The 20,738-nt window shown below is 67.4% G+C and carries 21 protein-coding genes, 2 tRNA genes and 1 pseudogene; 9 read left to right on the top strand and 15 right to left on the bottom strand.

Going from position 1 to position 20,738, the window contains the following annotated elements; all coding sequences use genetic code 11:
- The first annotated feature begins 1 nt into the window (after position 1).
- On the top strand, positions 2–1,393 hold the full coding sequence (locus EQ874_RS06365) for a glycine--tRNA ligase (RefSeq protein WP_064064166.1): 1,392 nt from the start codon (positions 2–4) through the stop codon (positions 1,391–1,393).
- Between the two features lie 82 nt (positions 1,394–1,475).
- Here the strand turns inward: EQ874_RS06365 and EQ874_RS23355 are convergent, their stop codons facing one another.
- Together EQ874_RS23355 and EQ874_RS06360 are read right to left on the bottom strand one after the other, a co-directional pair.
- A complete protein-coding gene (locus tag EQ874_RS23355; protein ID WP_255161257.1) occupies positions 1,476–1,601 on the bottom strand; it encodes a hypothetical protein in 126 nt (41 codons plus the stop codon).
- A 3-nt stretch (positions 1,602–1,604) separates the two neighbouring features.
- Positions 1,605–3,602 (bottom strand): TPM domain-containing protein, encoded by a 1,998-nt coding sequence (locus EQ874_RS06360; RefSeq protein ID WP_129976289.1) that lies wholly within the window; start codon positions 3,600–3,602, stop codon positions 1,605–1,607.
- A gap of 87 nt (positions 3,603–3,689) precedes the next feature.
- Here EQ874_RS06360 and EQ874_RS06355 point away from each other — a divergent pair, with 87 nt between their 5' ends.
- The 3 genes from EQ874_RS06355 (at position 3,690) to dnaG (ending at position 7,782) form a co-directional block, all read left to right on the top strand.
- Entirely contained in the window at positions 3,690–4,382 is a 693-nt protein-coding gene (locus tag EQ874_RS06355; protein ID WP_016935368.1) for a YdcF family protein, read from the top strand.
- A 38-nt stretch (positions 4,383–4,420) separates the two neighbouring features.
- The gene (locus EQ874_RS06350; protein ID WP_129976511.1) at positions 4,421–5,692 is read left to right on the top strand and encodes a deoxyguanosinetriphosphate triphosphohydrolase; all 1,272 of its coding nucleotides are present in this window, start codon (positions 4,421–4,423) and stop codon (positions 5,690–5,692) included.
- Positions 5,693–5,886: 194 nt separating this feature from the next.
- A complete protein-coding gene (dnaG, locus tag EQ874_RS06345) occupies positions 5,887–7,782 on the top strand; it encodes a DNA primase (RefSeq protein WP_129976287.1) in 1,896 nt (631 codons plus the stop codon).
- Between the two features lie 4 nt (positions 7,783–7,786).
- Here the strand turns inward: dnaG and EQ874_RS06340 are convergent, their stop codons facing one another.
- Positions 7,787–8,032: a hypothetical protein gene (locus EQ874_RS06340; RefSeq protein WP_026003515.1), complete on the bottom strand. Its 246-nt coding sequence runs from the start codon at positions 8,030–8,032 to the stop codon at positions 7,787–7,789.
- Between the two features lie 148 nt (positions 8,033–8,180).
- On the opposite strand from EQ874_RS06340, the gene EQ874_RS06335 reads away from it, so the two are divergent.
- The 3 genes from EQ874_RS06335 (at position 8,181) to EQ874_RS06325 (ending at position 9,739) form a co-directional block, all read left to right on the top strand.
- Positions 8,181–8,253 (top strand) — tRNA-Asn (locus EQ874_RS06335).
- A gap of 193 nt (positions 8,254–8,446) precedes the next feature.
- Positions 8,447–8,520 (top strand) — tRNA-Ile (locus tag EQ874_RS06330).
- Positions 8,521–8,671: 151 nt separating this feature from the next.
- Positions 8,672–9,739: a potassium channel family protein gene (locus tag EQ874_RS06325; RefSeq protein WP_129976286.1), complete on the top strand. Its 1,068-nt coding sequence runs from the start codon at positions 8,672–8,674 to the stop codon at positions 9,737–9,739.
- 99 nt (positions 9,740–9,838) lie between these two features.
- Here the strand turns inward: EQ874_RS06325 and EQ874_RS06320 are convergent, their stop codons facing one another.
- The 7 genes and pseudogenes from EQ874_RS06320 to EQ874_RS06290 all read right to left on the bottom strand — a co-directional run bounded on the left by EQ874_RS06320 (position 9,839) and on the right by EQ874_RS06290 (position 15,400).
- Positions 9,839–11,395, bottom strand: a complete 1,557-nt coding sequence (locus EQ874_RS06320) for a polyamine aminopropyltransferase (protein ID WP_064064167.1) — start codon at positions 11,393–11,395, stop codon at positions 9,839–9,841.
- Between the two features lie 5 nt (positions 11,396–11,400).
- Positions 11,401–11,871, bottom strand: a complete 471-nt coding sequence (locus EQ874_RS06315; protein ID WP_064064115.1) for a DUF350 domain-containing protein — start codon at positions 11,869–11,871, stop codon at positions 11,401–11,403.
- Between the two features lie 29 nt (positions 11,872–11,900).
- Positions 11,901–12,311: a DUF4247 domain-containing protein gene (locus tag EQ874_RS06310; RefSeq protein ID WP_016933822.1), complete on the bottom strand. Its 411-nt coding sequence runs from the start codon at positions 12,309–12,311 to the stop codon at positions 11,901–11,903.
- A complete protein-coding gene (locus tag EQ874_RS06305; protein WP_129976282.1) occupies positions 12,299–12,805 on the bottom strand; it encodes a DUF2617 family protein in 507 nt (168 codons plus the stop codon). The genes EQ874_RS06310 and EQ874_RS06305 overlap by 13 nt, the downstream gene beginning before the upstream one ends.
- On the bottom strand, positions 12,802–13,395 hold the full coding sequence (locus tag EQ874_RS06300; RefSeq protein ID WP_016933820.1) for a DUF4178 domain-containing protein: 594 nt from the start codon (positions 13,393–13,395) through the stop codon (positions 12,802–12,804). Before EQ874_RS06300 ends, EQ874_RS06305 begins: the two co-directional genes overlap by 4 nt.
- Positions 13,396–13,478: 83 nt before the next feature.
- Positions 13,479–14,161 (bottom strand): annotated as a pseudogene (locus EQ874_RS23130) (FAD-binding protein).
- A gap of 51 nt (positions 14,162–14,212) precedes the next feature.
- Positions 14,213–15,400: a lipase family protein gene (locus EQ874_RS06290; protein ID WP_129976280.1), complete on the bottom strand. Its 1,188-nt coding sequence runs from the start codon at positions 15,398–15,400 to the stop codon at positions 14,213–14,215.
- Positions 15,401–15,479: 79 nt separating this feature from the next.
- Here EQ874_RS06290 and EQ874_RS06285 point away from each other — a divergent pair, with 79 nt between their 5' ends.
- Positions 15,480–16,124, top strand: a complete 645-nt coding sequence (locus tag EQ874_RS06285; RefSeq protein ID WP_242496666.1) for a TetR family transcriptional regulator — start codon at positions 15,480–15,482, stop codon at positions 16,122–16,124.
- Between the two features lie 127 nt (positions 16,125–16,251).
- Here the strand turns inward: EQ874_RS06285 and EQ874_RS06280 are convergent, their stop codons facing one another.
- The 4 genes from EQ874_RS06280 to EQ874_RS06265 all read right to left on the bottom strand — a co-directional run bounded on the left by EQ874_RS06280 (position 16,252) and on the right by EQ874_RS06265 (position 19,826).
- Entirely contained in the window at positions 16,252–16,983 is a 732-nt protein-coding gene (locus tag EQ874_RS06280; RefSeq protein ID WP_129976276.1) for an ABC transporter ATP-binding protein, read from the bottom strand.
- A gap of 29 nt (positions 16,984–17,012) precedes the next feature.
- Entirely contained in the window at positions 17,013–18,080 is a 1,068-nt protein-coding gene (locus EQ874_RS06275) for an ABC transporter permease (protein ID WP_129976274.1), read from the bottom strand.
- 404 nt (positions 18,081–18,484) lie between these two features.
- The gene (locus EQ874_RS06270) at positions 18,485–18,907 is read right to left on the bottom strand and encodes a low affinity iron permease family protein (protein ID WP_129976273.1); all 423 of its coding nucleotides are present in this window, start codon (positions 18,905–18,907) and stop codon (positions 18,485–18,487) included.
- A 163-nt stretch (positions 18,908–19,070) separates the two neighbouring features.
- Positions 19,071–19,826, bottom strand: a complete 756-nt coding sequence (locus tag EQ874_RS06265; RefSeq protein ID WP_129976271.1) for a TetR/AcrR family transcriptional regulator — start codon at positions 19,824–19,826, stop codon at positions 19,071–19,073.
- Positions 19,827–19,897: 71 nt separating this feature from the next.
- On the opposite strand from EQ874_RS06265, the gene EQ874_RS06260 reads away from it, so the two are divergent.
- A complete protein-coding gene (locus EQ874_RS06260; RefSeq protein ID WP_016933188.1) occupies positions 19,898–20,287 on the top strand; it encodes a VOC family protein in 390 nt (129 codons plus the stop codon).
- A gap of 12 nt (positions 20,288–20,299) precedes the next feature.
- Here the strand turns inward: EQ874_RS06260 and EQ874_RS06255 are convergent, their stop codons facing one another.
- On the bottom strand, positions 20,300–20,737 hold the full coding sequence (locus EQ874_RS06255; protein WP_064064121.1) for a VOC family protein: 438 nt from the start codon (positions 20,735–20,737) through the stop codon (positions 20,300–20,302).
- Position 20,738 lies beyond the last annotated feature (1 nt).

The raw sequence follows: 20,738 nt of genomic DNA, 5'->3' as shown, positions 1-20,738 counted from the left end.
AGTGGCACCCAAATCCAAGATCGATACCGTCGCCAACCTCGCCAAGCGCCGGGGCCTGGTCTATCCCTGCGGTGAGATCTACGGCGGAACCAGGTCGGCCTGGGATTACGGGCCGCTCGGTGTGGAGCTCAAGGACAACATCAAGAAGCAGTGGTGGCGCAACATGGTCACCGGCCGCGAGGACGTCGTCGGCCTCGACTCGTCGGTGATCCTTCCGCGCCAGGTCTGGGTCGCGTCCGGCCACGTCGGTGTCTTCAACGACCCGCTCGTCGAGTGCCTGAGCTGTCACAAGCGCCACCGGCAGGACCACCTACAGGAGGCCTACGCCGAGAAGAACAAGCTCGACGATCCCGACGCCGTGCCGATGACGGAGATCGTGTGCCCGGACTGCGGCACCAAGGGCCAGTGGACCGAGCCCCGCGATTTCAACATGATGCTCAAGACCTACCTCGGCCCGATCGAGAGCGAGGAAGGCCTCCACTACCTGCGCCCCGAGACGGCGCAGGGCATCTTCGTGAACTTCGCGAACGTGCTCACCACCTCGCGTAAGAAGCCGCCGTTCGGCATCGGCCAGATCGGCAAGAGCTTCCGCAACGAGATCACGCCCGGCAACTTCATCTTCCGCACCCGCGAGTTCGAGCAGATGGAGATGGAGTTCTTCGTCAAGCCGGGCGAAGACGAGCAGTGGCACCAGTACTGGATCGACTACCGGATGAACTGGTACACCGATCTGGGCATCAACAAGGACAACCTGCGCCTGTACGAGCACCCGCTGGAGAAGCTGTCGCACTACTCGAAGCGCACCGTCGACATCGAGTACCGCTTCCACTTCCAGGGCAGCGAGTGGGGTGAGCTCGAGGGTGTCGCGAACCGCACCGACTTCGACCTGTCGACGCACTCGAAGCACTCCGGCACCGACCTGAGCTTCTTCGATCAGGCCACCAACGAGCGCTACACGCCGTACGTCATCGAACCGGCGGCCGGCCTGACCCGCTCGCTCATGGCCTTCCTCGTCGACGCGTACACCGAGGACGAGGCACCCAACGCCAAGGGCGGTGTCGACAAGCGCACCGTGCTGCGCCTCGACCGACGCCTCGCACCGGTCAAGGCCGCCGTGCTGCCGCTCAGCCGCAACGCGGACCTGAGCCCGAAGGCCAAGGACCTCGCCGCGAAGCTGCGCCAGAACTGGAACATCGAGTTCGACGACGCCGGCGCCATCGGCCGCCGCTACCGTCGCCAGGACGAGATCGGTACCCCGTTCTGCATCACGGTCGACTTCGACACCCTCGAGGACCAGGCCGTCACGATCCGCGAACGCGACACCATGGCGCAGGAGCGCGTGAGCCTCGACCAGGTCGAGGGTTACCTCGCGCAACGCCTGCTCGGCTGCTGACCGACCTGATCGACACAGATGCCCTCCGGTCCCGACGGACCGGAGGGCATCTGCCGTTTCGTAGCCGAGCGTTTCGTAGCGATCAGGTCGAGCGCCGATCGATGTACTCGAAGTCCACGTCCCGGAAACGGGTTTCGTCACCGCGGCGGGTGCGCAGGATCACCGATTCCAGGCCGGTGTCCGGTGCGCGTGCCGCGATCGGGCGCACGGGCTAGAAGCGTCCGCCGCTCGACCCGCCGAAACCGCCACCCCCGAAACCGCCTCCGCCGAAACCACCGCCGCCGAAGCCACCGCCGCGCCCGCTGTTGAGCACGCTGTTGATGAGGATGCCGCCGAGCACGGCCCCGGCGATGTTGCCGCCCGACGACCCGCCGCGCGGCGGGCGCTGTTGGTAGTCCCAGCGCTGCACGTCGTTCTGAGCGCTGCGCAGCGCCTCCACCGCGAGCGACGCAGCGGTCCGCGCGTACTGGATGGCGGCGGCCGGATCGGAATCCGCGGCCTGTCTCGCAGCCTGCAGGTGGCGCTGGGCCTCCGACAGACGCGTGCGGGCCTTCGCGCCGACGACCCCGCGACGCGTCCCGATGAAGTCGGCGGCGGCGGTGACCTGCGCCTGCGCCGCGCCCAGGTCCTGTTCGAGACGGCGACGCATCTCGGCGGCCTGCTGCTCGGCCTGTCGCGTCCGGGCGCGCAGCTCGTCGAGACGCGCGTCGGCCTCGACGACCCGTGTGAAGCTGCCCAGCGGGTCGGTGTGCTGCTCGGCGCGCGCGTGTTCGAGTGCCTCCTGCACGGCCTTCAGGGCGTCGACGAGTTCGGGACCGCCGGCCTCGACGAGTTGTTTCGCGTCCGCCACGCCCTGCTCCGCATCCTCCATCGCCGCCGGGAGTGTCGCGATGGCGCGTCGGATGTCCTCGGCCGCGTGATCGAGCGCGTCGAGCAGCGTCGCGGCATGACCGAGGGCGCGCTCGGCTTCGCGGATCGCCCGTACGGCGTCGCCCTGCTCGCCGACCGGTCGCGCCACCGCGGTGCGGCCCTGATCGATCGCGTTCTCGGCGAACGCGATCTCCTCTCGCGCGAGTGAGACGTTGTCCACCACCGGGGTCAGTGCACCGGCGGGGAACTCCGAGTGCAACTGCCCGAGGATCCGTTCGGCCTCCGGGATGCGCGCCTGCAGCGCGATCGCCCGCTGGGTGAGGCCGTCCAGACGGGCCGGGGCATCGAGCAGCAGATCACGCATCGAGTCGAATGCCTCGACCTGTGCTTCGAGTTCGCGGTCGGCCTGCCCGCACGAGGAGATCAGCTGCACGAGCATGTCGCGTTGCTGGTCGGGTGTCTCGGGGATGTCGTCGTCGAGACGCTGGCGGATCTCGAAGGCGTTCGCCAACGCATTCTGCGCCTGCCGATGGGCGCGGTCGAAAGGAGCCACCGCAGAGTCCCCGAATTCGCCCCGGGCGAGTTCGAGCGCCTCGGCGCTGGAACGGACCGCGTTGTCGGTCTCCACCAGCAGGGTCTGCGCGTACCGATCGAGACCCTCGAGCGGCAGGGCGCGCAGAGCGGTGGTGTCGGCCGGATCGATCTGCGCGGCCTGTGCGGCGCCGGACTCGGCGCGCTTCTTCTTCGACCGCCGGTTGTACGCGTACACACCGGCACCGCCGGCCGCGATCACACCGCCGCCGACGAGCAATGTCGTCACCGGGGCGCTCGACGGCGTGAGAGCGTTGCTCAGGCCGTCGGCCGCACCCACCGCGGCACCCGTCCAGTCGCTGTTCCGCAATGCGGGTTCGATGTCGGACGAACTGATCCGGTCGCGTTCGCTCGGGGAGATCTCGGATCCCGTCGGAGTCCACAACGCGTACTCGCGGTCCGTCGTCGCGATCGCCAGCAAGGCCGTATTCCGACCGAAGTTGCTCGCCTGAGCGGTGGCCTGCGCCCAGCTGTCGTAATCGCGTCCGTCGAAGCTCGACACGTAGGTCACCCACAACTGCAGACCGTGCTCGTCGTACAGGGTGTTCGTCGCCTCCTGGATCCGTGCGACATCGGCATCGTCGAGAACCCCCGCGGTATCGGTGATCGGCTGGGGAAGCCGCGACGGAGGTTCGGCGGAAGCTGCCGCCGGCAGGAGCAACCAGGCGGCCACTGCCAGCAGAGCAGGGACGAATGCGAGCGCGGACCGTGCGGGTCGCCGAGACGGTGCGGCCGATACGTGTGGCATGGAATCGAATCTAGTGGCTGCGAGGCGTCGGCGGGGTCGGCGCGTCGCCCCGTCTGCGCGTTCTCGTTCGCTGGCAGAATCACGGGGGTGAGCACCGCATCCCGCCGCACCGGCACCACCGCGACGTACACCGGGGACGACCTCGGGGCAGGCGCGCGCATCGCGCGCTGGCTCCGACGGCTGATCGTCGGGGTGTTGCTCGCCGCTGTTCTCGTCGTGGGCGGAACGGCGCTCCGGGTCTGGCAGGTCGCGCGGATCGACGACCGCACACCCGCCGACGCCATCGTCGTCCTCGGTGCGGCCCAGTACTCGGGGACGCCCTCGTCGGTGTTCGAGGCCCGCCTCGAACAGGCACTCAAGCTGTACGAGGCGGGAGTCTCGCCGCGGATCGTCACCGTCGGGGGCAAGCAGGAAGGCGACCTGTTCACCGAGGCTGCGGCGGGGAAGAACTATCTCGTCTCGCGCGGGGTGCCGGCGGAATCGATCGTCGCCGTCGAAGAGGGCTCCGACACGCTGCTCAGCGTCGAGGCCGTCAGCCGGGAGATGTCGGAGCTGGGACTGTCGTCGGCAGTGTTGGTGAGCGACCCGTGGCACTCGCTGCGCACCCGCACCATGGCGCGCGATGCAGGTCTCGATGCGTGGACCGCTCCCACCCGGCAGGGTCCGGCGGTGTTCACCCGCGAGTCGCAACTGCACGGGATCGCCCGCGAGACCGGCGCGTTGATCTGGTACCAGATCACCCACTTCTCCGCCGATTTCCCGTACACGGCGCAGCAGTGAGGCGGAACGTAGGGTCTTCGGTGACGGAAGGCAGTGTGATGCAGGGCTACAGCGAACACGATCTCGAACGGCGCGTCGCCGAGCCGCGGAAGACCTCGGCCCTCGCCGGGTCCGAGGGCGCGGCATCCGAGCGGACCGCCTTCGCACGCGACCGTGCGCGCGTGCAGCACTGCGCGGCCCTGCGCCGCCTGGCCGACAAGACACAGGTCGTCGGTCCCCGCGACGGCGACACCCCGCGCACCCGTCTGACGCACTCGATGGAGGTCGCGCAGATCGGCCGCAGCATCGGCGAAGGGCTCGGCGCCGACCCCGATCTCGTCGACCTCGCCGGCCTCGCTCACGACATCGGGCACCCGCCCTACGGGCACAACGGCGAGCGGGCACTCGACGCGGTGGCGGAGTCCTGCGGCGGATTCGAGGGCAACGCGCAGAACCTGCGCATCCTCACCTGCCTCGAACCGAAGGTCCTCCATCCCGACGGCACGAGCGCCGGCCTCAACCTCACCCGGGCCTCGCTCGACGCGACGCTCAAGTACCCGTGGACGCGTCCGCGTCCGGGCGCGAAGTTCGGTTCGTACGACGACGACTCCGAGGTCCTCCACTGGATCCGTGAGGGCGCACCCGAGCGCCGCAAGTGCCTCGAGGCGCAGATCATGGACTGGTCCGACGACGTCGCGTATTCGGTCCACGACCTCGAGGACGGCGTCATCGACGGTCGCATCGACCTGCGGATGCTCGAGGATCCCGACGAGGTCGCCGGGCTCATCGAGGTGGGCATGCGCGAATTCTCGGGCCTCGACCCGGCCGAGCTGACCGAGGCGGCCAAGCGGTTGTCCACCATGCCGGTGGTCCGCGCCGTCGGCACCTTCGACGGCACTCTCGCCTGCTCGGTCGCGCTCAAGAAGCTGACCAGCGAGCTGGTGGGCCGCTTCGCCAACGCGGCGATCCTCGGGACCCGGCAAGCGACGGAGAGCCGCCCGGTCACCCGGTACGACGCCGACCTGGTGATCCCGCCGATCGTGGTCTCGGAGGTCGCTCTGCTCAAGACGATGGCGCTGCAGTTCGTCATGTCCGACCGCGCCCACCGCACGCGCCAGGAATCCCAGCGCGAACGCATCCATCGCGTCGCCGAGTGGCTGCTGCGCACTGCGCCGGTGGGGCTCGACCCGTTCTTCGTCGCCGCATGGAAGGCGGCGCCCGACGACGCCGCGAAGGTGCGGGTGGTGGTCGATCAGATCGCCTCGTGCACCGAATCGCGCCTCGAGCGGATCGATCGCGACAGCCTCGCCGCACAGGCGAGCTGGGGCTGACGAAGACGCGTTCTCCGGGACGGATGCTCGTGGTCGACATCGGGCATCCGTCCACAGGACCGCGCAAACCTGCGGTTCGGCAGCCCCTGGCACGAGCAGACAGTGTCCGCACGCCGCAGCGCTGCGGAACCTGTTCAGCCATCCGTACAGACCATGATGTCGGCAGGTCGGCGCCGCGGCTTAGACTCGTCACCGTGGCCGGCCGTATTTCAGACAGAGACATCGCGGCCATTCGCGACCGCGTGCGCATCGAGGACATCGTCGGCGAGTACGTCGCACTCAAGCGCGGCGGTGCCGACTCGCTCAAGGGCCTGTGCCCCTTCCATGACGAGAAGTCCCCGTCCTTCCACGTGCGGCCCAATCACGGGCACTTCCACTGCTTCGGCTGCGGTGAGGGCGGCGACGTCTACTCGTTCCTGCAGAAGATCGAACACGTCAGCTTCGTCGAGGCCGTCGAGCAGCTCGCCGAACGTGTCGGTTACACGCTGAACTACGAGGGCGGAGGTCCGTCCGTCCAGCGCGACCGGGGCACCCGTGCCCGGCTGGTCGCGGCGAACGCGGCCGCTCAGCAGTTCTACGCCGAGCAGCTGCGCACCCCCGAGGCGCAGGCCGCCCGCGACTATCTGACCGAACGCAACTTCGACCAGGCGGCCGCCGAGACGTTCGGCTGCGGCTATGCACCCGCCGGCTGGGACGCGCTCACGAAGCACCTCCTCGGCCGGGGATTCGATTTCTCCGAACTCGAGGCCGCCGGATTGTCCCGGCAGGGACGCCGCGGACCGATCGACCGCTTCCACCGTCGTCTGTTGTGGCCCATTCGCAATCTTGCGGGCGACGTCATCGGCTTCGGTGCTCGCCGCCTGTACGACGACGACCAGATCACCGCGAAGTACATGAACACACCGGAAACGGTGCTGTACAAGAAATCTCAAGTGTTGTTCGGTCTCGACCTCGCCAAGCGCGAGATCGCCAAGTCCCATCAGGCCGTGATCGTCGAGGGATACACCGACGTCATGGCCATGCACCTGGCCGGGGTGAAGACGGCGGTCGCCGCGTGTGGTACCGCTTTCGGCGACGAGCATCTCGCTCTGCTGCGCCGCCTGCTCATGGACGACAGCTTCTTCCGTGGCGAGGTCATCTACACCTTCGACGGCGACGACGCCGGTCGTGCGGCGGCGATGAAGGCGTTCGAGGGGGATCAGAAGACCGCGGCGAAGACCTACGTCGCGATCGCACCCAAAGGCATGGACCCGTGCGAGCTGCGGCAGCAGTCGGGCGACGGCGCGGTGCGCGATCTCATCGCCCGCCGCACGCCGATGTTCGAGTTCGTCGTGAAATCGATTCTCTCCGAACACGACCTCGATACCGTCGAGGGCCGCGTCGAAGCCCTGCGCCGGTGCGTGCCGGTGGTGGCCCGCATCAAGGACCGCACGATCCGCGACAACTACGCGGTGCAACTCGCGCACTGGACGGGATGGGACGACATCCCCACGGTGCGCCGGCGCGTGCAGGAGGAAGCGCGCCGGGGAGTTCGTGCGCCGGAAGCGAGGACGCGGCCGGCTACGGCCTCGGCTGAGCCCGCCTCGGCTCTGCGGCGCCCCCGCCCCAACGATCCGGCACTGTGGCCGCAACGCGACGCGCTCAAAGCCGCGCTGCAGTATCCGGGTATCGCGGGAACCGTCTTCGACTCACTGCCGCCGGAGACATTCACCGACCCCGCCTACGCGGCGGTGCGGCACGCCGTCGCCGATGCCGGCGGAACGGCCGCCGGCCTCGGGGGAGCCGAATGGGTCGACGCCGTGGGCCGGGCTGCGACGGATCCCGTCGCGCATTCGCTGGTGATGGAACTCGCCGTCGAACCGGTCCCCACCGAAGAGGACCGGCTGCCGCGCTACATCAGCGGTGTCCTGGCCCGGCTCCAGGAGGTCTGGGTCGGTGAGCAGGTGGCCGAACTGAAATCCAGATTGCAGCGGATCTCCCCGGCCACCGAATCCGAGGAGTTCCACGCACTGCTCGGCGACCTCATGGCGCTCGAGCAGTACCGGCGGAGCTTGCTCGACCAGGCCATCGGTGACGGCCTGGCCGGCTGACCGCCTACTTCTTCAACTGGTCCCGCGGGATCATGATCGTGGTCGTCTCGTCGATGGGCTTCATCGGTTCGAGTTTGGGCTGAGGGCTGAGCGAGTCGGCGAGTCTCTGCCGGCCCACCTCGATCGCCTTCTTCGTGACGGGGCTCGCGGCCACCGCCTTGGCCGTCTTGCTGAGCTGTTCGTACCTCGCGCGACCCGCTCGGGTGCCGAGCACGTATCCCGCAGCGACCCCGACCAACAAACCCATCAATGTGCTGTCCTTCCACCTGTGACTGCGTCGTCCCCATCCTGCCCGATGACCTCGCAGCATGCCCACAAGCAGGCGATTTGGTACTGCGGCGGGTAGGACGCTATGGTTTTTCACGCACCGGGGGAAACCGCGGAGCACCGCAGGACAATCCCCTGTAGCTCAATTGGCAGAGCATTCGACTGTTAATCGAACGGTTGCTGGTTCGAGTCCAGCCGGGGGAGCGCCCGAGAATCCTCTCACCCGTCACGGGTGGGAGGATTCTGTGCATCCGGGGGGTGTACAGATGCGGCAGGACATCCATCGATGTGATCTCCCTAACTCTGCACCCGGCAGAGTGTCGCCCGCTGTGTCCGGGTAGCATTCGATCGCGCCGTGCGACGAGTGCGGCACTGTGCGACGAAGTGTCGTCGCGACGGGGCGGTAGCTCAGTCGGTTAGAGCCGCGGACTCATAATCCGCTGGTCGCGGGTTCGAGCCCCGCCCGCCCCACCGTCCCGGCCCGCTGTCGGCGTGTGCATGAGTGAGAGAGGTCCGCAGTAGGCATCCTTATGATCATGCGTATGGAGCCTGTTCGAGTCGTCCTCGCCGATCCGGCATGTCCGGGGGCGGAGCGGAAGACCGCTGAGCCGGGGATGTCGTGATGGCAGGAAAATTGCGGGTGCCGCTGCGGCGCTCGGATACCCTCACCGACCGTCCCGACTTCGCTCTCGTCGGGGTGCTGCGGGTACCGGAGGAACAGACCAGTCCGGGCCGGGCGATCGTCCGCCGCATCGGTTACGCCCTGGCTGCGCTGACCGCGGCGGTGATCGTGGTGTACATGGGCAGGGACGGCTACCGCGATGCCCAGGAGAACCCGCTCTCGTTGCTCGATTGCATCTACTACGCCACGGTGTCGCTGTCGACCACCGGTTACGGCGACATCACTCCGCTCACCCCGCAGGCCCGGCTGGTCAACATCCTGGTCATCACCCCGCTGCGAGTGTTCTTCCTCATCGTGCTGGTCGGCACCACCTTGTCGGCGCTGACCGAAAGTTCCCGGCAGGCGTTCAAGATTCAGCGGTGGCGTCGCCGCACTCGCAGTCACACCGTGGTCGTCGGGTACGGCACGAAGGGGCGCAGCGCTGTCGATGCGCTGCTCGCCGAGGGACTCGCTCCGTCGGAGATCGTGGTGGTCGATGCCGATCCGGTGAGTCTGGACATCGCGTCGCGTCAGGGTCTGGTGACCGTGCAGGGGTCGGCCACCAAGTCGGACGTGCTGCAGCTGGCCGGGGCCCGGCATGCCGGCTCGATCATCGTGGCCGTCAATCGCGACGACACCGCCGTGCTCGTCACTCTCAGCGCTCGTCAGCTCGCGCCGCAGGCGCGCATCGCCGTCGCGGTGCGCGAATCGGAGAACACCCATGTGCTGCGCCAGTCCGGTGCCGATACGGTCGTGGTTTCCGCCGAGACGGCGGGCCGGTTGCTGGGATTGGCCCCTGCCACTCCCACGGTGGTGGAGATGATCGAGGATCTGTTGACTCCCGAGGACGGGTTCGCCGTCTCCGAACGCGGTGTCGAGCCGCACGAGCTCGGGCTTTCGCCGCGGGAGCTGCCCGTCATCGTGCTCGGGGTCGTCCGTGACGGACGGCTGATCCGGGTGGATTCTCCCGAGCTCGGCGTCATCGTCGCCGACGACCGGCTGTTGTATCTGCGTTCGGTGTCCGTGTAGAGGACAGCCTGCGTCCTCGGATGATCGTTCCGTGGGGGGCAACGACCGATGACGGCTCCCTTACCGGAACAGGACCGGGGGTGTGCCGGCACGTTCGGGTCAGAACTGATATCCACGCCGGAGGTCGTCGACGATGCGCGGCCGATCCAGGGTCGACGGTGCCATCTCGCGAGGCTGCCGATCGAGCGGAAAGACCGATGCTGCAGCGAGAGTCGCGGAATCGAGAAATCTTCGCGGTGCGGCATTCGCCGACAGTGCCGGTGTCGCCGGTGTGCCGGCCTGCGCGAGGACGAACCCCCAGTCGCCGAAGCTCGGTACGTGCACGTGGTACGGGGCCACACCGAGTCCCGCGGACTCGACGGTCGACACCGTCCGCCAATACGCATCCGGTGTCGAATACGGGCTGCCCGACTGCACGGTCATCAGACCACCGGGGTTCAGCACCGACGCGGTCAGCCCGTAGAACTCCGTCGAATACAACCGCCCCAGCGTGGGGGTATCCGGGTCCGGCATGTCGACGATGATCGCGTCGAATCCCGCACCGGTGTACTCGCGCAACCAGCGGAAGGCATCGGCGGTGACCACCGTCACCCGCTCGTCCTGTAGTGCCCCGCCGTTGAGCGCGCTCAACCGAGTGTTCGCCAGTTCGAGCACCATCGGGTCCAGTTCGACCTGAACGACTTCCCGCACGTGCGGGTGGCGTAGGAGTTCCCGCGCGGCGAGTCCGTCACCGCCCCCGAGTACGAGCACCCTGCCGGGATCGCGGGCGAGCGCCGGATATACCAGAGCTTCGGTGTAGCGATGTTCGTCGCGGCTCGAGAACTGCAGGTCACCGTCGAGATACAGACGCACGTCGTCGCCGCGGGCGGTGACCACGATCTCCTGGTAGTGCGAACGCTGCGCATGCACCACAGGATCCGGATAGAGGCGCTGCCGCGCTGTGATCTCGATATCGGATGAGCGCGCCAGCAGAACGCCGAGCAGCGTCGCGGCGAGCAGCAACGCCACCGAGGACAATGCTCGCGTAGCCGGCCCGAGGTGCCCGCGCAGCAGAAACAATGCCGCGATCGATGCTGCCGCCAGGTTCACCATGCCGGTCAGCGCCGCACCACGGATCATTCCGACCGACGGTAGCAGCAGCAGGGGCCACACCAGACCTCCGATCAGCGCGCCCGCGTAGTCGGCCGCGTTGAGGTCGGCGAGGATCTTGCCGGTATCGCGAGCACCGGCACTGCGACCGGTCTGCAGCAGCGTCATGAGCAGTGGGACCTCCGCGCCCACCAGCATCCCGATGGCTGCAGTCGCCGCGACGAGCACCCAGGTCGACGATCCGACGAAGGTGAACGCCACGTACAGAACGGTGGCGCTCGACCCGCCGACCAATCCGAGAACGACCTCGACCGCGACGAATGCCGTCGCGGCGTAGGGGAGCAGCGGTTTGGCGGCAAGCGCACCGACTCCCAGTGCTGCCACGAAACCGGCCACGATGAGCGAGGTTTCCGTGATTCCGCCGCCGGTGAGGCTCGCCGACAACGTCAGAAGTGCCAGTTCGTACACCAGTCCGCACGCGGCGCAGGCGGCGACCGCTGTCAACAGCAGTGCCCTCGCCCGCCGGCCGAGCGGTGGCGCACCGGCGTCGACATCCGGAGTCGTCACGGCTGTCACGACAACGCTGCGGCGTTGACCAACCCGATCGAGAACAGGGTGATCGCCACGGCCCATGCGGCACCGCTCGTGCGGGGCTCGGCGACCAGTGCCGTGATCCGGCCCGGCAGTACACGATTCATGATGAGCAAGGCTGTGGCTTGCAGCACCACGCCGACCAGTCCGTAGACGAGCGAGTCGGCGATCCCCTGCGCGAACCCGTCGGAGCTGGTGACGATCGCGGTCACCACGATGACCGCGAGCGCCAGGTGATTTCCTGCGAGCAGCAGTGCCGCGTTGGGGTTGCGGTCCACATAGACCTGGTGACGCAGGTTTCCGGGCGTCAACCCGTCGAGCACGGCGAATCCGAGTGCGAGAACGCCGACACCGACAGCGAAGTAGATCAGTGTCCCGATCACTCCCAGCACGAGCAGGAGGGGGTCCACGGTGCCGATCTCGAGGTCGGTTGCCGACAGGGTGGAGATCATTCTTTCGAGGTTCCGATCTGGTGAGTTCGTCATTTCGCACTTCCCGATCCACCGGACAGGTTGCCGGCGGCCGGAGAACCAGGGGTGAAGCCCGGCCCGAGGAACACGAAACCGCCGCTGCTGAAGCGTCCGTCGATGTCTTCGACGGTGATGGTGCTGCCACCCTCCGGCGCAGCACCGACCGTGACGATGTCGTCGTCGTATCGGAGGTATTCGTTGCCGCCGTCCGCCTTGCGTGCGGCCGGTTCGTCCTCCGCGATGATTCGGGAGACCGTGGTACCCACAGGATCCGGAGAATGATAGGTGTCGATATCACCGGAGGTGCCACGGTAGTCGTAGGTGTCGGCGATGTGGTCGCGTGCCTGACTCCCGCATGCCGTGGTCGCGAGGACCGCGATACCGACCAGCGAGCCGATGACGATTCGTCTCACGGCCGCCACCGGCTCTCGGTCTCGACGATCACGCCCGTGTCGACGGACGGATAGAGATGCCAGGTCCGCCAATGCCATTCACCGGCATCTGCGGTGCCGGAGAGCACGGTGAGCGCGTCGTCGTCCCCCGGGAACGCTGCACACAGCCATCCGGGTGCGGAGCGGGCCGTAGCGCGCAGTCGGTTCGCCCGCTGCGCCAGTTCTGCGCGCTGCACCGTCGCGGTGCGACTGCGGAACAGGTAGCCGTCCCGGTCGTGACGCTCGGGGAGCGGGTGTCCGCCCGCCCCGACCGCGTCGCACGACACTTGTTCGGTGAGGGTGCGTCGTCCGGATTGCGCTGTGACCACGTGGGAGGCGCCGAGTACACCGAGGGTGAGAATGCCCGCGGCGGAATCGGTCAATCGTGCGGACACGAGTGGTGGCGGTGCGGGAGCGTCGAGTACCAGTCCCAGCGCCGAGGCGGAAACATCACGCGGGACGATGTCCAGGATGTGCGTGCTCACCGGGCGGGTCCGGCATGGATGACCGTCAATTCGCTGCGGGTCACCGCACGTCCGGTGGACACCTCCCATGATCCGGCGCGAGACCATCGTTCGAACGCGAGCAGACCGGTGCGGTCGGCCGTGGCGTAGTCGGCGTAGTCCATGGTGCCGGTGGGAGCGGTTCCGGTTGTGCCTTCGGCGGTGAATCGGGCGGTGCCGTGTTCGAGTCGGCGGTAGACACGATCGTCGAGGATCACGTCACCGTCGGGTTGCAGGCCCGTGCCCTCGCGACGCATCCACAGGGTCATCTCGAGCTCACCCTCGTCGTTCTCGACGGTGAGCCAGCGGCGACCGGTCGACCCGTCGAGGAGATGCTCGTACCAGCGGTAGCCTTCTTCGTCGAGTGTGAGAGTGCCGCGGACGACGTGGTCGATACCCGCGTAGGTGATGATGTCGCCGACCCCGATCCCGAAGGGGTCCCACACCTCCGGATAGTCGGCGAGTGGATCCACCCTGGCAGGTGGTGCTGTGGGTGTGCGGGTGCGGATCACCACCACGACGGCAGCCGCGACCACAGCGACGATCAGCAGGACGAGCAGGACTTCGGTCATCGAACACCCCGGGTCGGCGATATTTTCCGGGGCCGACCCTACCGGCCGGCTCGGCAGATCACGGGACCGCGGCACTCCGACGGTCAGGCCCGGGTGGCGGCATCGCGTCCCGCGACACGACCGAACGCCAGGGCGTCCCCGATGTGGAACCCGCCGTCCTTCCGCCAGCTGTAGGTGGAACTGATTTCACCTGCGGCATAGAGACCGTCGATCACCTCGCCCCGAGTGTCGAGAACACGCGCTCGCCCGTCGCGTCGGGGTCCGCCGTTGGCCCACCCCAGCAACGGAGTGATCCGCAGGGCATGGAACGGAGCCTCGATCACAGGCCCGAGTTTCTCCGGAATCCGCCCGAAGTGCTCGTCGCGTCCACTCGCGCACGCAGCGTTGTAGCGGGCGACGGTATGTTCCAGCGTGTCGGCGTCCACCCCGATCAGGTCGGCCGGAGGGGGAACAGCTCGTAGGATCCTGCGCGCAGGATGTGTCCGTGGAACGGATCGGCGGTCTCGTCCATGAATCGGCGGCCGTCGTCGCCCACCCACAGATGGTTGTGTGCATTCCACAACGCGAGGTAATGGCCCTGACCGTCGTCTCCGCGAACACCGGTGATGGTCATCATGTTTCCCATGTGCCACAGATCGACGCGGACTGCTTGCGCCATCTTGTGACCGTCGCCGGTGGCGGCAGGTGATCCCCACAGGACGTGCTCTTCGACCCGCAGACAGTCGCGCACCATGGCCGGGTCGGCTTGGAAACCGCCTGTGGCCAGGACGACGCCGCCACGCGCTCCGATACGCCGAGGGCCGTCCGCGCCGGTATCTCAGCGGTCGCAGGGCTGGAGAGGGGACCGACCTTCTCCGAGAGCGTCGAAGAAGGCGAGGGCATCCGACGCGGCAGCAGGAACGGTCGGTACATGTTCGAGTCCGTCGTAGACGGCGTAACCGACGGGCGAACCGCCGGCGCACAGTGATTCGACCAATGCTGCAGAACCCGGTTCGGTCACGGCGGTGTCGCCGCCGCCCTGCAGGATCAGTGTCGGCACGCGGGGGCTGAGTCGATCGGGGTTCTGCTCGGTCAGATAGGAGACCAGCGGCGCGAAGTCTGCGTCGGGTCGGATCACCTCGTCCAGCGGTACCGATTCCGCGAGTTCCCAGAGGATGTCGGTGCAGCCGCCCTTCGCGGCATCGAGCAGAGGTGTCATCTTCTCGGTGACGTAATCGTAGGGACTCAACTCCTCGTCGGCCGCATGGGCGCCGAGCAGGATCAGCGGTAGGTAGCCGAGGACGGCACGCGACTCGGGACCTCCGGCTGCGAAGTATTCGACGGTGTCGCCGAGGTTGTTTCCCGGTGCGATCGACACCGCTCCCCGCAAGTCGAGTTCGGGTGCCAGATCGGGTGCGCGATCTGCGGCGAACAATGCTGCGTGCCCGCCTTGGCTGTGTCCCGCGGCGTACCAGACCGTGCCGATATCGGGATCCAGGCGGCGCGCTGCGCGCACGATGTCGGTGACGGCCGCCGCCTCGGAATCGCCGTTGATGTACGGGTGGACCCCCGGCGTTCCGAGTCCCGCATAGTCGGTTTGGGCGACTGCGTAGCCGGCCCGTACGAAACGATCGAGGGTCTCGTCGACGTATCTCAGGTATTCACCGTCCGACCCGGGTACCGAGCCCGAAGACGGCGCGCAGGCGTCTGCGACACCCGTGGTGCCGTGCGCCCAGCTGATCACCGGCCATCCGCCTTCCGGAACCTCGCCCGCAGGTACGGACACCGAGCCGGACACGACGACGTCCTGGCCCATCGGCCCCTGGGACAGGTAGGTGATCTGTTCGCTGCGCCCGGCGCCGGGCAGTTTCGGAGGCCCCGAGAGTGATCGGCTCGTCAGCAGAGCTCCGTGTTCGCGGCCGTCGGTGACCGGATCCTGTTCGGCGGCGGAACCGCAGGCCGTCAGCAGGCTTGCCGCCGTAAGGGCTGCGAGTAAGGAGATTTGCCGGGGGGAATCGGTGCGCATCGTGCTCCTCCTGAACCGATCACGAGATTAGGTCAAATGACCTAATCGGGGAAGGTAGCACTCTCGTATGCTCACGTCCATGCCTGCACCCAGTACCCGAGAGGCACTTCTCGACGCCGCCGAACGTCTGGTCGCCGAGCGTGGCCTGGCCGGTGTCTCGGTTCGCGAGGTGATCCGGGAAGCCGGTCAGCGCAACAACGACGCGGTGAAGTACCACTTCGGATCCTGGCACGGACTGCTGATCGACCTGTGGGCCACCCGCGCTGCCGGAGACGGGTCCGCCCGGGAACTGCACGAGACCGCGAAACACGCACAGGACCGCCTGCCCGCGCTGGTGGAAGCCTATGTGCGCCCGTTCGTCCGGGAAGTTGCCGCCCGCAACCCCTCCTATTGGGCCCGGTTCAACGAACAGTGGTTAGCGGGTATCCGCAGCGACTTCGTCGCCTCCCCGCAGCCCCTGGTTCCCGACGACCCGGCCTATCCTGCGATCCCCGGACTGGAAGGACTGAAGGAGCTCTTCTCCGATCTGGCTTCCGAACTCGGGCATCTACCCCCGGAACAGCGCAACGCTCGCGTGGCGCTGGCTGCGCGATTCGTGGTGTCCGCGCTGGCGTCCTGGGAACGCGACCAGGTTGCGGGAGTGTGGCGCGACCTGGACATGTTCGAGGACGAGTTGTGCGCGTTGATGCTCGCTGTTCTCCAGGCCGATGCCGGCCGGAGGTGAGGAATGTCGACCGGCATGGGCCACCGCGTGCCGCCCTGCCGCGGAGCAAGGGCGCCGCGGCAGCCGGTGACCGGGCTGCGGGGGCAGAGTTCCCCGGATCGTTCCGGGCAACCGACCGCGCAGACGTTCACGATGTGGACGATGTCGAGAACCTTCGCCCGTACCCCGAGCCGTCCGTCGGAAGATCTGAGGAGGGAAGCAGGGCTCCGTTACGCATCCGGTAGGCGCGATCGACGAGAGCGAGTTGGTTCAGGTCGTGGGTGACCATCACGATCGCAACGTCGCGGTCCCGGCTGAGATCGGCGAGCAGGGTCACGACCTCCCGGCTGCGTTCCTCGTCGAGCGCCGAGGTGGGCTCGTCGACCAGCAGTACCGAAGGATCGTTCATCAGACCGCGGGCGATGGCGACCCGTTGCCGTTGACCTCCCGACAGTTGGTGGGGACGCCGATCCAGGTGTTCCTCGAGACCCAGCGAGCACAACAGATCCCTGGCGCGCGCGCTGTTCTCGCGAACCGATCCGCCGGCGAGGTGGGTCATCATCTGCAGTTGTTCGACGGCGGTCAGCGACGGCAGCAGATTCGACTGTTGGAACACGAATCCGAGTTTGTCGCGCCGTACAGTGGTGCGCTCGTCGCGACCCAGTCCCGTCATGTCGCTGCCGTCGATGACGACGCGGCCGGCGTCGGGGGTGATGAGCAGGCCGGCGACGGCGAGCACGCTCGACTTACCGGACCCGGACGGACCGGTCACGGCGACGAACTCGCCGCGCCGGACCTCGAGATCCACCTCGTCGAGGACGCGTCGGCGCTCGTCGCCGTCGGGGTATGTGAGGACGATGTCGCGTAAGGAGATGCTCATATCGGAGTCCTTCGGGTTCGTGGAGTGGCTCATCGGGCGGTTGCGAGCGCGGTGAGGGGGTCGACCTTGGCGATACGGGCCAGGGAGGCGGCCGCGCCGATCATGCCCGTGGCCACGAGGACGAGGAACGGAACCACGGTGGTCGAGATCGAGAGGGAGAACGGGACGACCTGTGCGGCAACGAGTCCGAGACCGAGTGCGGCCACGGTGCCGAGTCCGGCTCCCAGCGCGAGCACGATCAGGCTCTGGCCGAGGGCATCCCGGAGCAGATAACGGGTGGATGCACCGACGGCTTTGAGTACGGCGAGGTCCTGACTGCGCTGGATCGTCCACACGGTGAAGAAGGCGCCGACCACCAGGGCGCTGACGATCATCAGCATGGTCTGCATCAGCAGGAGCGAACCCCGCTCGGAGGTGTACGAGCCGATGGCGTTCAACGCGCCGTCGTCGTCGGTGACGACCGTTCCGGTCGCAGCACCGACGGAATCGGCATCGAAATCGCCGGAGGTGCGCAACGCCACGACGGTGCCCTCGCTACCACCGGCCGACGGCAGCGACTGCCATGCGTCGTGCTCCATCCAGACCACGGGCTGGTGACTGTAGAACGAGTCGTCGACCAGAGCGCGGATGGTGAATGTGTTGCCGCCAAGCGAGATCCGAGTTCCGGTCGTCCATCCGTTGCTGCTCGCGAGGTCGGTGTCGAGGGCGACCGAGCCGGAGTCGAGTGGAACCGGGGATGCGAAGGACCGCCCGTCGACACCGAACGCGGAAGCGGCGACCTCTCGTCCGTCGGCGCTGATCCGGACGGGGGCGATCCCGATGATCGCGGCAGCGTCGACACCGTCGGCACCGGCCAGTTCCGCCTGTTGGCGCATCGTCACGGTCGACTCGCCGAACGAAACCGCTCGGCCCTCGGCCGGAGTGCCGAAGGCGACGTGGTCGGCATCGATCTTCTCGATCGCGGCGATGGACTGATTGCCCAGTCCCGAGGTCAGACCGGACAGCATGACCACCATCAACGAAATGAGGAACAAGGCTGAAGCCATCAGCGTGAAACGGCCTTTGGCGAAACGGAGATCTCGGAGACTGAGGAACATGTATCCAGCCTCGCGGAGAACGGGGGGTGCGGACATCGCGCATTGGTTGAGTTCGTTCATCCATCGAAAGTTGGAGATCCGCGATCGGGACGGCCGACCAGGCAGTGCGGTAACGGAGTGCGCCGAGCGGGATTCGACGGCCCGCCTCGGGCTCGAGGCGGGCCGTCCGGTGACCCACAGGTCGGGGATCGTGGACCACCACGGACGAGTATCACCGCTCGGGAACGACCGTCCCGGCGGGAAACGGACGTTCCGATGGTGAAAACGGAGGTGAAATCCTGGCAACTGCGAGGTGAGGCACCGGGTGGGTGGTCAGGCCGCACCGTGTGCCGCCGAGACCCGACGATCACCGTGCCCGGCGTACCCTGATGTGCCCGGCCGGCCGGACCGGAAAGCGGAACGGCTCAGGAGCCTTCACGATGCTCGAGTCCGACGGCCGCGCGTAGTTCCTCGCAATCGATCTGCAGGCCGGGGTGCTCACGGGACAGCTGTGCCATCAGGTCGGCCAAGCCGTCGGCGATCGCGTTGAGTTTGTGCTGGATCGCATCGTCGGACCGTTTCTGGGTGTTCTGCAACAGGGCGACCAACAGGAACGTGACGATGGTGGTCACGGTATTGATGATCAGCTGCCAGGTGTCGATGTTGTCGAGCAACAGAAACGACGGCGCCCAGACCAGTACCAACAGCACGCAGAAGGCGAAGAACGCGGCTCGGGAGACCGGAACGTCGGCACGTGTGGCGAAACGGTCGAACAGTGACAACTGCCCGCGTACTTCGGAGGGCAGCACCACCGGGGATTCGGCGCGGCGGCCGGATGAGTCGACCATGATCGTGTACCTCCTTGCGGCCCCGACTGTCGGGCCTGCTGAAGGCCACATACCCGACTGTTTCGTATGCAAACTTTGTGGGCCTCGCAGCGGGCAGCGGGGTGCTGCGCGGTCGGGAGGCGCATCGTTGCCGGTGGGGAGTGCTCGGTGGGATCAGGGGGGCTCATGTCCGGACGGGCCGGTCCTCGCGCTTCGATCCCGATACGGAGACAAGCGGTTCGAGTCCGTCGAGGACGCGCTGCAGCCCGAACTCCCACGCGTGGTGCGGGCTGTAGGCGGCGTTCATCTCCGCTCCGGCCGCCGCTCCCACCCGCTGCGCGAGAGGATGGGTGTCGCCCAGATAGTGAGCCAATCGCTCGTTCCACCTGGCCCACGCCTCGCCCATGTCGGCCGCGTGCGGATCGGGACGTCGTGCTCGCGCCGCACCGCGCACGAAGTCCGCGACGAATGTGAGTGCCGCATCGCGATCGATATCGACGAGGGATGTTCCGTCGAAGGCGTGGAGTTCGTGGTCGTACTTCGCGATCGTGCCGGGGCCGAGGGCTGTGCGTTGGTCGTCGACGTCCAGCAGCCACCAGTGCGCGGCATAGTGCTCGAGTTCCGCTTCGGCGACCTGCCGTATCCGGTCCCGCCACGACGACGTGTAGGGCGGGCGGGGTTGTCGGGCGTGGACTCGGTCCACCATGAGGACGAGAAGATCGTCGCGTGATCCGACATGGGTGTAGAGGGCCATCGCGGAGATCCCCAGGTCGGTTGCGAGGCGGCGGATCGTCACGGCCTCGAGGCCTTCCCCATCGGCGACGGCGACGGCAGCGTCCACCGCGGAAGTGGTGGTGACCTTCGCTCTCGGTCCGCGTGAACCGGCGGTGGGCGCCTCGGGGTGCTCGCGCCACAGCAGGTCGATCAGATCGCGTGCCATCGATACCTCCCGGAATCTCGTCCTCACGCGTACTCTATACAACGTACGAAGTTTCTCTCCCGGGAGGTCTTGTGAAAATCAACTCCACAGCACTGTCGCTCAACGTCGCCGACACGGCCGCATCGGCCGATTTCGCCATCCGGCACTTCGGTTTCACCGAGGAGATGTCGGCCGACGGGTTCGTCTCGTTGACTCACCCGCACGCAGGATTCAACATCGTGTTCCTGCGTACAGGGCTGTCGACCTTCAAGCCGGAATCCGTCGCCGGACCGGCCGGGCAGGGCATGCTCATCGCCTTCGTCGTCGACGACGTCGACACCGAGTTCGCGCGCATCGCGGAATCCGGTGCGACGGTGGTGACCGAGCCGGAGACCGAGCCGTGGGGCGAGCGGTACTGCCAGTTCGCCGATCCCAACGGGATCATCTGGCAGCTCGTCCACTGGGTCTCCGAGCCGGCCTGACCCAGGCGAGGTTCAGTCGAGGCAGAACTCGTTGCCCTCGGGGTCGGCCATGACGATGTGGCCGGCCCCGAACGGTGGCGCCGGGTCGTGGCGCTCCCGGCGCGTGGCACCGCGCGCGACGAGCCGCTCGGCCTCGGCTTCCAGGGCGGCCATGCGCTCGGCGCCGTCGAGTCCGGGAGCGGCACGCACATCGAGGTGCACCCGGTTCTTGGCCTGCTTGCCCTCGGGCACCTTCTGGAAGAACAACCGGGGACCTGCCTCGTCCGGATCGACGACCGCCGACGCGTCGTTGCGTCGGTCGAGCGGTACTCCCATCGCGTCGAGTGCGTCGTCCCACGAGACGAAATTGCCGGGCGGCTTCTGTATCTCGTAACCGAGGGCATCGGCCCAGAACTCCGCGAGGGCTCCGGGATCGGCGCAGTCGAACGTGATCTGGATATCGCGGGCCATG

It is taken from the genome of Rhodococcus sp. Q1, from assembly GCF_004153645.1.
GTDB lineage: Bacteria > Actinomycetota > Actinomycetes > Mycobacteriales > Mycobacteriaceae > Rhodococcus > Rhodococcus gordoniae.
The sequence above is the reverse complement of the archived record's forward strand: the minus strand, read 5'-3'. Positions and strand labels throughout refer to the sequence as shown.